Below are 12,115 nucleotides of genomic sequence, written 5' to 3' on the forward strand. Positions count from 1 at the left end.
CCGACCATGGACCTTGCTACCCGCAAGCCTGACGCACCATCCGGTGTCCTATCAGGTGCCCCAGCGAACGCTCTCGCCGATCTGCTCGAACGCGACCCGGGCCGCTTCGAACCGGTGACGGCATTCCGCGTGGCGCAAGCGGTGGTGGCCGAATATCCGGGGCTGGAACTGGATGTCTCATCCCATGTCGGCGTCTCTCCCGCGCCGCTCGCGGTCAACGGCTTCAAGCGGAGCGGCATGCGCGCTTCGGTCAAGAGCGCGCTTGCCGGCCTGATCGGCCCGCTCGGCTCCATGCCATCCGCTTATAACGAAATCGTCCTTCGCGAAGAGCGCAACAGGTCGAAGGCTCTTGCAAGCTTCTTCGATCTTTTCAGCGCCCGCATGACCGAGCTGTTCGTCGAGGCCTGCGAGAAATATCGCCTCGCACGGCGGCTGCGCTGGAGCGGCAACCGCAAGGACAATGCTTTCATCACGACGCTGCTTGCCCTGACCGGTTTCGGTACCAAAGGCCTGAGCGAACGAAGCCGAGTCGATGAGGATCTCGTCTTGCGCTTCTCGGGCTTTTTTGCCGCTCGCAATCGCAATGCGGCGAACCTGCGCGCGATGCTTGAGGAATTCAGCGGCCTGCCGATCGACATCAAGCTCTTTCGCGGCCGCTGGCTTACCATTCCGGAGGAGGAGCGCAGCCGTATGGACCAGCCGCACGGCGTCCAGCTCGGTATCAATGCCACCGCCGGCGCCGCCATCCGCGATTTCAGCGGCGGTTTCCGCATCGTCATCGGTCCGCTCGGGTATGCCGACTACCTGTCGCTCGCGCCCGGCGGTCGCAACGTCACCGAACTCTTCGCACTCACTCGGCTTTATGTCGGTTCCGCTCTCGACTTCGATATCCAGGTCATCCTCAGGAAGGAGGACGTCCCCTTCTGCCAGCTCGGCGGCGAAAGGGCCGGCGACCCGCCGCGCCTCGGCTGGAACAGCTGGGCGCGTGTCGCCCCGGCCGCGAAAGACAGCGGCGATGCGGTGATCGTCGAACGCCCGCGACACTTGGAAGGAGGCGGACATGCGGCTTGAACTGCGTCAGATCGACGGTGACGGTACGTCGCCGGCGGCAAGGAAATGGTTCTTCGAACGCGGCCGACGCACGCTCGGGCGAGCGCCGGACTGCGATTGGCGGCTGCCGGAGGACCAGCGCTCGGTTTCCAAATTCCATTGCACGATCGAACGGGACCGCGACGGTTTCCTGCTGCATGATCAGAGCGCCAACGGATCGAAAGTCGATGGCCATATCGTCCTTGAAGGAGAATCGGCAAGGCTCGCCGACCAGTCGATGGTCGAGGTGGGAAATCTGGCTTTCAAGGTCCGCATCTCCGGCGAGCGGGATGAAGATCTGGAGGATCCCGATGCCGGGCTCCTGCTCAGCGACGAACCTCTGACGATCTCCGCCATCCTGGCGGATATCGCACCCGGGGGCCGCGCTGCCGGAGGCATTCTCGGCGAGCGCGTCGCGGAGGACTGGTCGATACCGGTCGCGACCGAGAAGCAGGGTTCCGGCCCATCCCGCAACGTCGAAATCGGCTGGAACGGCCCGCCCGAAATCCGGTCCGCCACCAACTTCCTCCCGGACGACTGGAATGCGGACGAAGGGTCTGACTACGGGAGCCGCCTGGAACATGGATCGGCCACCCATGTGTCCGCACCGGCACTGCGTGTCCGCCCCGTGGAGACATTGGAAACCGTCAACGACAATACACCTCCGCCCGAGCCGTTGATCGATGATTTCCCGCGCCTCTCGATCGGCCGGACCGGCGAGCTTGCGGAAAGGCTGGGGCCGTTGCTCGGCCAGCTCGATGAAGCCTTGGAAAACGCCTTTGCCATCTTCGATATGGAGCCTCCGCAACCATCTTCGGAGCCGGATTTCTTTGGCCGCAGCCGCGAGGAGGCGCTCGTCATCCGCGCCGTTGCCCTGCTTGACCAGCAGACGAGGCTCAACGCGGCACTGGAAGGGCTCGTGCGGGAAGCCGGGCGTCAGATGGAACCGCGCGTCCTGGAAGCACGGATCGACGCCGGGTCTCGCGGCCTGCGCTTCGGTTCCCGCGGTCGGGACTATTGGCAGGCTTACAAGGCGCAATTCCAAAAGAACGGCAGGACGCAATCGATCCGCGAGGTCTTCCGCGACGCGATGATGCGGGCGGCGGACGGCGGGCAGCGCGAGGCCATGCCGAAAGGACGAAAGGGAAACAGCAGATATGAGGAATGAAAACCGGGTCGCCTGGAGCGAAGGCATGTTCCTGCGCGTGCAGCATTTCCAGCAGGCGGACCGCTGGACGGAAAGGCTGGTCCGCACCACCACGCGCGGGCTCGCCCCCTATCCCTGGGGCGTGTCCGAAATCGGCATCGACCGCAGCGCGTTGGCGATCGGCCAGTTCGCTCTTTCCAACCTGCGCGGCATGATGCCGGACGGCACACCTTTCGAGGCCCCGATCGATGCCGATCTGCCGCCGCCGCTCGACCTCGACGAGAACACCAAGAACGCCATCGTCTATCTTGCCCTTCCTGCCCGCCAGCCCGGCAAGGCCGATGTGGCGCTGAACGGCGGCGCAAAGCTGAACAGCGTCCGCCTCGTCGCCTCGCTTTACGAAGCACCCGATGCCAATGTCGAGACGGATTTCATGGCGCCGATCGATGTCGGCCGGCTCAGCATGCGCTATCTCAAAACCGGCGACGAACTCAGCGGATACGAGCTGGTCGGCCTCGCCCGGATTATCGAGGTGCGTTCCGACCGCGCCGTCATCCTCGACCCGGAATTCATCGCGCCGAGTCTCAACTGCGCGGCCGAGGCGCGCCTCACCGAGCTGATGACCGAACTGCTTGGCATCGTCCGCCACCGTGCGGAGGCGATCGCCGAAAGGATCGGCGATCCCACCATCCGCGGCACGGCGGAGGTCGGCGACTATTTCCTGCTGCAAATCCTCAATCGCGCCGACCCGATGCTGAAGCATATCCTTTCCAATGCGACGCGCATCCATCCGATCGAATTCTACCAGACCTGCATCCAGCTTGCCGGCGAACTCGCGACCTTCACCACCGAGCGGAAGCGGGCGACCGATTTTCCGCCCTACCGGCATGACGACCTGAAGGCGACCTTCGCAGCCGTCTTCGACGACCTGCGCGCATCGCTTTCCGCGGTTCTCGAACAGGCGGCCGTCGCAATCGAACTTGCCGAGCGCCGCCATGGCGTGCGCGTTGGCACGATCAACGATCGCTCGCTGCTCAAGGATGCCGGTTTCGTGCTGGCGGTCAGGGCAGAAATGTCGGCCGAGGATGTTCGCCGGAAACTGCCGGCCCAGATCAAGGTCGGCCCGGTGGAACGCATCGCCGATCTCGTCAACGTGGCACTGCCCGGTATTCCCGTCCGGCCGCTGCCGGTCCTGCCGCGCCAGTTGCCGTACCGGTCCGGCACGATCTACTTCGAACTCGACACCAAAAATCCGCTCTGGAAGCAACTCGACACCTCGGGCGCCATCGCCATGCATCTTGCCGGCGATTTCCCGGGCCTCGAAATGGAACTGTGGGCCCTTAGAGAATGAAGAACGAACCCGCATCCGCCTGGCAGAACCTGCCGACCATCGTCGAACTCACCGAGGACGGCGTCAAAAAAAAGCAATCCGCCCGAAAGATGGCAGAAATGCTGGACGACGTCCTCGAGTTCTCGGAAAGCCCCTCGGACAAGGACCTGCAGCAGGCACCTCCCCGCAAGGGAGGCTGGTCGGTCGAGACGCTGGTCAGGGATTTTCGTTTCGGAGGGGAGGAAGTGCCGACCCTGGTGCGTTCGGCGGCTCCGCTGCTCAACCTGGCCCATGCGCTGCGCCACGCCGAGGAGCAACCGGACATCGATCAGCTCCGCAAGATCGCGGTCGAGGCCATCGGGCGTTACGAACGCGATCTGGCCAGCGCTCGCATCAGTCCGGACCGGGCCCGCGCCGCCCACTATGTCGTCTGCGCCACCGTGGACGACGTGGTCCTGAGCAAGCCCTGGGGCGTGCGCGCCGGCTGGGCGCGCTCCGGCCTCGTCTCCACCTTCCATATGGACGTGACCGGCGGCGACCGGGTGTTCGACCTGCTCGACCATTTCCATCAAAGCCCCGGCGCCAACAAGGACCTGTTGCTTCTCATCTATCTCAGCCTGTCGCTTGCCTTCGAAGGCCGCACCCGTGTCTCGCCGCGCGGCAGCCTCGAACTCGGTCGCATCCGCGACAGCCTCTACAAAACGCTGCTTGGCCAGTATGGTGTCTTCGAGCGGGAGCTGTCGCCCCATTGGAAAGGTGTTTCGGCCCGCCACAAGCCGTTGCGCACCGCCGTGGCGCTCTGGACACTGCTCTCCATCCTCGCGCTCGCCTTCGCGCTCGGTTATCTCTTCTTCACCCTGTCGCTCAACAGCGCCTCCGACGGAACGTTCGAGCGCCTGGCCAGCCTGCCGCCGCGCGAGACGCCGAGCGTGCTGATCAAGGTGCCAACGCAGCCGCCCGGACCGGACCAGCCGGTCGTCGAGGTCAAGCCCGCGCCGGTCGAGCCCCCGCCGAAGCAGGCAGCGCCGCCGAGCCGCCTCGACAATCTCCTCGCCTTCCTCCAGCCGGAGGTGGAAAAGAAGCTGGTGACGCTGTCGGGTTCGAACGGCCGACTGCTGGTGCGGATCAACAATTCCGGTCTCTTCAATACCGGCAGCGCCGAAGTCAGCACGAAGTTCCACGATCTCATCCAGCGGATCGGCAGCGCCCTCGCCGCGGAAAAATTCCGTGCCGTCGTCGTCGGTTATACCGACAACGTACCGATCCGCACTGTCCAGTTCCCTTCGAACTGGCATCTGTCCGAAGCGCGCGCCAAGGCGGTCGGCGACATCCTGGCCTCCTATGCCGGGCCGGATGCGATCCTGACCGAAGGCCGCGCCGACAGCGATCCGATCGCCGACAACAGCAAGCCCGAAGGGCGCGAGACGAACCGCCGTACGGAAATCCTGGTCCTCACGGATTCCGCAGAAAGACTGAGCGACGCGGGCCTCAAGGTGCCGCCGGTTCAGGCTGAAAGGCCGAAGCCCGAAACCACGCCGGCGGTTGGAGGAGCGGCACGATGAACCCGTTAGGTTTCTTCTATACGCTGCGCTCCTATGTGGAGGCCTATGCGGGCCTTATCGGGCGTCGCTTCATCTCCGTCATCTGGGTGGCGGCAATCTGCGTCGTCATCTGGTTCTACGGTTATCTGGCCGCCTACGGGAATTTCAAGCCGCTGGCCAGCGTCAATTCCCGCCTGCTTCTGATCGGCGTGATCATTGCCGTCTGGCTCGGCTATCTCATCTTCACGGTCATCCGCGACCGTCGCCGCGACAAGCAGCTGGTCGAGGGCATCGAGCGCGATGCGCAGGCGGAGGCCGCCGCCAACCAACAGGCGGAGGTGGGTGAAGTCCACAGCCGCCTGAAGGAGGCATTGCAGCTTCTGCGCCGTATCACCCGCAAGCGTTTCGGCTATATCTACGAACTCCCCTGGTATGTGATCTTCGGCGCGCCCGGCTCCGGCAAGACCACCGCCCTCACCAATTCCGGCCTGAAATTCCCGCTGGGCGATGCCCTGGGCAGCAATTCCATCCAGGGCATCGGCGGCACCCGCAATTGCAATTGGTGGTTCACCGACGAAGCGATCCTGATTGACACCGCCGGTCGCTACACGACCCAGGACGACCTGGACGGCACCGCCAAGGCCGGCTGGGAGGGCTTCCTCGGGCTGCTGCGCAAATACCGGCGTTCACAGCCGATCAATGGCGCTCTGCTCACACTTTCGATCGGCGATCTGCTGACCCGCGACGCGGAAGCGCAGCGGGAGGAGATCAGGGCAATCCGCCAGCGGCTTTCGGAACTCGACGAACACCTGCAGGCCCGCGTTCCGGTCTATCTCGTGCTGACCAAGGCAGACCTCCTCACCGGTTTCGTGGAATTCTTCGACGGGTTCAACAAGACCGACCGCGAACAGGTCTGGGGCACGACATTCGGCCTGGAGGAGAGCTACACGGCCGCCAGATTGCCGGATCGTTTCCTCGAGGAGTTCGCCCTGCTGCAGGAACGCGTCGGCGCCATGCTGATCGAGCGCCTGCAGCAGGAGCCGAATCCGGAGCTGCGAGGCCGCATCTTCCGTTTCCCCGCGGAGCTCGCCGCGCTGAAGGAGCGGCTGCACGAGGTGATGACGGAGCTTTGCTCCGGCTCGAAACTGGTCGAACCGCCGATGCTGCGCGGCATCTATTTTGCCTCCGGCACGCAGGCCGAAGAGACGAGCCTGCCTTCGCCAACGCGGGCGCGCCGCAGCTATTTCCTGTCGCGTCTTTTCAAGGACGTCATTTTCGACGAGGCGTCCCTGGTTGCCCGCGACAAGCGGCTCTCCCGCCGACAGGTGTTTTTCCGCCGCACGGCCTATGCCGCCGCAGTTCTGGCGCTGGCCGTCGTGCTCACCAGCTGGACCGCTACCTATTTCCAGAATGCCGCAGCACTTGCCAGTGCCGAGCGGCGCATCGACGCCTATGAAGAGCTGGCCCGCGGGGTGCCCGTCCGTGACGTGACGGATAGCGATTTCCTTCGCGTGCTCCCGGCACTCGACAATCTCGCCGCCGTCACCAGCGAGTTTTCAAAAACCCGCTTGTGGCCGGTCAGCTTCGGCCTCGACCAGGAAAACAAGGTGGCCGGCCGACAGCGCGACGCTTACCAGCGCGCCTTGAACGCGCTGCTTCTGCCCCGCATGCTCGTTCAGCTGCAGAGGGAAATGACCGAGAGCAAGGAGCGGGCGACGACCTTCGACGCCGTCAAGCTCTACGGCATGCTTGGCGGGCTGGGCCCGATGGATGTGGATTTCGTTTCGCTGGAAGCGGAAGAAATGTTCACCAGGCTTTACCCCGGCGAAGGCAGATCGGCGGCGCGGCAGGCGCTGATTGCGCATGCCGGCGCCATGGCGGGTGGTTCGCTCCCACCGATCGAACTCGACAGCGCCCTGATCGCCAAGGCCCGCGAGGCAATCCGCTCCCAGAGCGTCCCGAGCCGGGCCTACGATATTCTCGCGAGCTACCGTCAGTCGCGCTCGCTGCCCGCCTGGACGCCCGCCGGTGCGCTGGGCCCGCTCGGCGAACAGGCATTCGAACGCCTATCCAAGTCAGCGATGGGGGAAGGCGTGCCCGGGCTCTTTTCCAGCACAGGCTACCGCCAGGTCGTTCTGCCGAAGATTACCGATGCCGCCCGCGCGGCGCTCGAGGAACATTGGGTGCGCGGTGAGGCCAACGCGGTCGGCTTGACCGTCGATACCGTCGCTCAGGCGGCATTGCAGCTCTACTTCGACAATTTCGAACAGCGCTGGTCAGGGCTGCTGGCGGACCTCAGGGTCAAGCCGTCGCAGACGATCGGCAATGCGGCCGAGACGACGCGCATTCTCGCTGGCGAGCCAAATCCGGTGGAGAGTATCGCCAAGTCCATCGCCGCGGCGACCGATCTTCGTCGACCCGGTGCCGAGGTCGCGTCTGCCGCGAATGACAGCCTGCCCGCCTCGACCACCGCGCTCGCGAGCGCCGCGAACGCGCCCGACCCGTTCGCATCGCTGCGCGCCGCGCTCGAACCGCCCCAATCCGATCCGTTGACCACCGGGCAGCTGCCGAGCGGTCAGGCGCAGGACGCACCCAAATCTCAGATCGCTCAGCTGAAACCGGTCCTGCAAAAGGTGCATGAGCAGCTATCGCGTGCCGCGACTTCCACCGCCGAAGTGGCAAAGGTCTTCGACGTCGACAGTCAGCTGACCAACGCCAACCAGGATCTCCTGCAGCAGGCGCGTCGCCTGCCGGCGCCGGTGGATACCTGGATGGTCGGGCTTGCCGCGGATGTAGGCTCGCTGGCGGTCAAGTCCGCCCGCACCCGCATCAGCAATGCATGGACCGCCGAGGGTGCCAATTTCTGCTCCAGCGTGATCACCGGCCGCTACCCCTTCGACCGGGAATCGCCGCGCGATGTCGCGATGAGCGATTTCGTCCGCCTGTTCGGTCCGAAAGGTCTGTTCAAGACCTTCTTCAACGACAGGCTCGCTGCTTTTGTCGATACCAGCTCCTCGCCCTGGGGCTGGAAAGGTACCTTCGGCTCCGCCAGCATTCCGAGCGAGGCGATCGCCCAGTTCGAAAATGCCGACAAGATCAACCGTGCCTTCTTTTCCGCAGACAGCGAGACACCGTCGGTCGCCATCAACATCAAGCCCGTCTCGCTGACCGATAGCGCCAATGCCGTCATGCTGGAGATCGAAGGAGAGCGCGTCGTCTATTTCCATGGACCGATCCAATCGAAATCCATCACCTGGCCCTCGACCGGACCGAGCAACGCTTCGCGTATCGCCTTCCAGCCCGGAGGCTGGCAGGAGGCAATGACCGAAAACGGCGACTGGTCGCCTTTCAGGCTCTTCGATGGTGCCAATATCGCCATGCAGGGCGACGACCTCTTCCGCGCCCGGTTCGAGCAGAACGGACGGACGGCGGAATTCGACGTGCAGTTTGGCTCCGTCCTGAACCCGTTCCGCCTGGAGGCCCTCAATGCCTTCTCCTGCCCCACGCAATTCTGATCGGCACGCCATGAACGAACGCGCGACGCTGGGCCAGACTTCGTCAGACGCCGACCGTATCGGCTTCTTCGGCAAGCTGCCGACCCATGGCGATTTCGTTTGGACCGGGCTGGGGCGAAAACTGCACGACGCGCTCGATGCATGGCTGCAAACCAGTCTCCAGGCCATCCAGGCGGAGTTCGGCAGCCAGTGGGAACGCCGCTTCAGGTCCATGCCGTCCTGGCGTTTCATCGTCGAGCAGGGCCTCTGGGTACCGGCCACCGTCGCCGGCGTCATCGTGCCGAGCCTCGACCGCGTCGGCCGCAGCTTTCCGCTTGTCGTTGCCGCCCAGCTTCACGGGTTTTCCGGAGATCCGCGCAGCCTTTGCCTCGATGATACGTGGTTCGTTGCAACCGAGGGACTGGCCGAGACGTCAGCTCGCCGCGATTTCGACATCGACACCTTCACGACGAGCCTGAAACAGCTAAGACCGCCAAGGCCCGGTCAGTTCGATGGCGGGGTGGAGCAAAGCAGCTTCACGCAGCCGGGAACGTTCTGGTGGCGAATGAATTGGGAAGACCGGCGAATGAAGGGGTTCCGCGTCAGCGGCGCTCCCGGCCCGTCGGATTTCCTGAGGCTGTTTGCCGAAGACGCCGCCAAGGAAGCAGAGCAACCCGGATCCGCCCCCCGCCAGCCACTGGCGACGGCTGAACCGAAGCCGGCGACGGCTGAAGCGCCCCGACATTTGAAGCTCCTCCACAGCTATGCCAGCCATCCCGGAACCCGCCTGTCTGTCAACGCCGACAGCATCTTCATCTCCTCAATACCGTCGATATTCGCGATCGTGGATGGGGTTGGCGATGGCAATAGCGCGGTCGAAGCCAGCAAGATCGCCGCCGGCATGCTGGGGGACGCGGCGTCCCAGGAGACGATCGAGGCGCTTGTCCAGGAAATCAAGGGAAAGCTCGGTCAGGCCCATGGCCTGCTGCAATCCGGCCACCTCACCTCGGAGCGATCCGCGCCCGCGGCGAGCATCGTCGTTCTGGCATCGCTGCATGAGAGTTTTGCGGTTCTGTGGGCAGGAGATGCCCGCTGCTATCTGCTGCGCGACGGCATGATGCGTTGCCTTACGCGCGACCACACCAAAATCGGTCTCAGGCGCTCGCTGGCGAGAGGGATCGGCCTGAAAGGCCAATTGGTACCCGATGTCGTCTCTGGCCGATTGCATCCGGGCGACCGGTTCCTGCTCTGCAGCAATCCCCTGCCCCAGGTCTTGTCCGAACGCAGCATTGCGAACATCATGCTCTCGACAGAACTCGGCAAGGTTTCCGCCGTGCTGGCACAGGAAGCCCTGATCGGAAATTGCCGTGAAAACTTCAGCGTCACGGTCGTTGACGTGAAGGCCGATCGTGGTTGATCATCCCGGGAACCCAGAATTTGAAGATGTCGCGCGCAAATTTGCAGCGCTCTGGCAGGCTCTCGCCGCCGCCGGAGGCAGTGTCCGCGACCCAGCGGGGCGCCACCTTCTGATCGATCAGGTCCGCGACGCCCTCGACAGGGGCGAAGACCGCCTCACCGGCCACGACGTCACGATCGTCGCCAATACTTTCGTGCTCGAAGCCGTGGTCCACGAGGGCACGTCGACACGGATCCATCGCGCCCGTCATCGCGACCGCGATAGCCTGCATGCCATCAAGACGCTCCGCCCCGACCAGGCAGACGACCCGGTCGCGCGAGGGCTCCTGCTGCGCGAGGCGAGGATCGGCGGCGCCATCCGCCATCCGAACGTGGCCGCCACCGAGACACTTCTGCGGCTTGCCGACGGCCGGCCGGCCCTGGTCCTCGAATGGATCGACCACAGCCTCGCCGATCTTGTCGGGGAGACGCCGCTCTCGGTCGACGACATCACGCACATCATCGCCGCCATCTTGAGGGGGCTCGACGCGATCCATGCGGCCGGCTTTGTCCATGGCGACCTGTCACTCTCCAATCTTCGCTATCGCGACGGTGATCTCTCCCGGCTGAAGATTGGCGATTTCGGCATCGCACTGGAAACGGGGCGTCGTCATCGGGATCTCGACATCGCCTTTGCCGGTCGCCCGCGATTCGCGCCCCCGGAACAATTGGCGGGACTGGCCCTTGACGGCCGTTCCGATCTCCATGCAGCCGGCCTCATCCTGTCGATGCTTCTCGATCATTGCCGGGAGCCCGGCGCGATGGTGGAGTGTTTGCGCCAGCTCGCTGCGGACCTGGCGCGTCCGGAACCGCAGGAGAGGCCCGAAAACGCGAAAGCCGCCCTGCATCTGCTGGGCGGCCTTGGCAAAGAAAACCCGGGTTAGGGTCAGTTGCTGCCGGGCAGCGGCGCGGCGGCCGTCGGCGCGCTCTTCTGATAGATCGTGAAGAGCTTGGCGAAATCCACCAGGCCCGAATTGCTGGCATAGAGAATGTCGCCGTCCGCCATCTTGAACCGCTGCATCAGCGACAGGTTGGCGACGTCCTTCATGTCCACGCGGTAGATGACCGGCTTGGTCGTCATCACGGCCGTGCCGGGGTTCTTGGCAGCGTTTGCCACCGCAACCTGGCTGTAGACCGGCTGGTTGCGCACCACATAGAAATTGCTTGCGTCGGCCCGGTCGTCGAGCAGCCCGCCCGCACGGCTGAACGCCTGCATCAGGGTTAGCTTGCCCGGCTCGAATTCGAACTCCCCGACGCTCTTGAAAGCCCCGAAAGCCGTAAACGACGGCGCATCCTTGCCGATATAGACCTGGTCTTCCGGCAAGAGGTAGATGTTCTGGCGATCCTCGTTGAGCACCCGTTCGAGCGGCGCGCTGGCCCTCTGCTTGCCGCGAATGACGGTCACGGTCGCGGCAGTCGGCGCCGAGGAGGCACCGCCTGCGAGAGCGATGGCGTCGAGAACACGCTCCTTGCGTGCGGTGAGCGGAAAACGGCCGGCCGCGCGGACATCGCCATTGACCGTGAAGCCGGTCGTGGGCTTTTCGACCACGGAGACCACCGCCTGCGGGTTGACTGCCGAACCCTTCAGGCCGGACGCGATCCGCGTCTGCAGCGCCTCCGGCGAGGATTCCAGCACACGCTGCTTTCCGACAAAGGGCAGGGTCACGGTGCCGGCGGAATCGACGGTGAAGCGCCCCAGATTCAGCGTCTTGCTCTGGGTCGAAGAGAACATGCCCTCCTCGCCGGTATCGAGGATGGTGACCTCGATGACGTCGCCGCGGCGCAGCCGGCTATCCGCAAAACCTGTTGAGCGCAGGACGCTCAGGCCTTGATCGGTCGCGGAATAGCCAAGCGGAGCAGGGTTGAACGGTTCCATCGGCGCATTCGCCAACCGCACGACGGGAATCTTCTGGCCGGTCTGGGGATCCGTCGCGTCGTAGAACCTGCCGGCTGTCGGGCCGTCCGACGGTGCGGCGCAGGCGCTGAGAAACGCAACAAAGACGCAAGTGGCAAGCTTCCGCATCCCGTATCCTTTTGGAAAAGCCTCGTTTCCTTGACA

Annotated in this window: 8 protein-coding genes; 7 read left to right on the plus strand and 1 reads right to left on the minus strand. The window is 64.4% G+C overall.

The window, feature by feature from the left end; translation table 11 throughout:
- Window positions 1-6 precede the first annotated feature (6 nt).
- The 7 genes from tssG to C5L10_RS01590 are packed head-to-tail and all read left to right on the plus strand — an operon-like array spanning window position 7 to window position 10,940.
- On the plus strand, window positions 7-1,071 hold the full coding sequence (tssG, locus tag C5L10_RS01560; protein WP_105428223.1) for a type VI secretion system baseplate subunit TssG: 1,065 nt from the start codon (window positions 7-9) through the stop codon (window positions 1,069-1,071).
- Complete coding sequence (locus tag C5L10_RS01565; RefSeq protein ID WP_105428224.1) at window positions 1,061-2,257, plus strand: type VI secretion system-associated FHA domain protein; 1,197 nt, start codon at window positions 1,061-1,063, stop codon at window positions 2,255-2,257. Before tssG ends, C5L10_RS01565 begins: the two co-directional genes overlap by 11 nt.
- Window positions 2,247-3,587 carry a type VI secretion system baseplate subunit TssK gene (gene tssK, locus C5L10_RS01570; RefSeq protein ID WP_105428225.1) on the plus strand — a complete coding sequence of 447 codons (1,341 nt, stop codon included), beginning with the start codon at window positions 2,247-2,249 and terminating at the stop codon, window positions 3,585-3,587. The genes C5L10_RS01565 and tssK overlap by 11 nt, the downstream gene beginning before the upstream one ends.
- Window positions 3,584-5,128: a type VI secretion system protein TssL, long form gene (gene tssL, locus C5L10_RS01575; protein ID WP_105428226.1), complete on the plus strand. Its 1,545-nt coding sequence runs from the start codon at window positions 3,584-3,586 to the stop codon at window positions 5,126-5,128. Before tssK ends, tssL begins: the two co-directional genes overlap by 4 nt.
- Complete coding sequence (gene tssM / locus C5L10_RS01580) at window positions 5,125-8,622, plus strand: type VI secretion system membrane subunit TssM (protein ID WP_105428227.1); 3,498 nt, start codon at window positions 5,125-5,127, stop codon at window positions 8,620-8,622. Before tssL ends, tssM begins: the two co-directional genes overlap by 4 nt.
- A 10-nt stretch (window positions 8,623-8,632) precedes the next feature.
- Window positions 8,633-10,018: a type VI secretion system-associated protein TagF gene (tagF, locus tag C5L10_RS01585; RefSeq protein WP_105428228.1), complete on the plus strand. Its 1,386-nt coding sequence runs from the start codon at window positions 8,633-8,635 to the stop codon at window positions 10,016-10,018.
- A complete protein-coding gene (locus C5L10_RS01590) occupies window positions 10,011-10,940 on the plus strand; it encodes a serine/threonine-protein kinase (protein WP_245447890.1) in 930 nt (309 codons plus the stop codon). The genes tagF and C5L10_RS01590 overlap by 8 nt, the downstream gene beginning before the upstream one ends.
- A 2-nt stretch (window positions 10,941-10,942) precedes the next feature.
- Here the strand turns inward: C5L10_RS01590 and C5L10_RS01595 are convergent, their stop codons facing one another.
- On the minus strand, window positions 10,943-12,079 hold the full coding sequence (locus tag C5L10_RS01595; RefSeq protein ID WP_105428230.1) for a polysaccharide biosynthesis/export family protein: 1,137 nt from the start codon (window positions 12,077-12,079) through the stop codon (window positions 10,943-10,945).
- Window positions 12,080-12,115 lie beyond the last annotated feature (36 nt).

The sequence above is a fragment of the Neorhizobium sp. T6_25 genome, from assembly GCF_002968555.1.
GTDB lineage: Bacteria > Pseudomonadota > Alphaproteobacteria > Rhizobiales > Rhizobiaceae > Neorhizobium.

Bases quoted from the DNA above. Each gene is read 5' to 3' on its own strand.
- C5L10_RS01595 (WP_105428230.1), bottom strand. From the start codon at position 12,079: ATGCGGAAGCTTGCCACTTGCGTCTTTGTTGCGTTTCTCAGCGCCTGC.
- tssL (WP_105428226.1), top strand. From the start codon at position 3,584: ATGAAGAACGAACCCGCATCCGCCTGGCAGAACCTGCCGACCATCGTC.
- C5L10_RS01565 (WP_105428224.1), top strand. From the start codon at position 1,061: ATGCGGCTTGAACTGCGTCAGATCGACGGTGACGGTACGTCGCCGGCG.
- tagF (WP_105428228.1), top strand. From the start codon at position 8,633: ATGAACGAACGCGCGACGCTGGGCCAGACTTCGTCAGACGCCGACCGT.
- tssG (WP_105428223.1), top strand. From the start codon at position 7: ATGGACCTTGCTACCCGCAAGCCTGACGCACCATCCGGTGTCCTATCA.
- tssK (WP_105428225.1), top strand. From the start codon at position 2,247: ATGAGGAATGAAAACCGGGTCGCCTGGAGCGAAGGCATGTTCCTGCGC.
- tssM (WP_105428227.1), top strand. From the start codon at position 5,125: ATGAACCCGTTAGGTTTCTTCTATACGCTGCGCTCCTATGTGGAGGCC.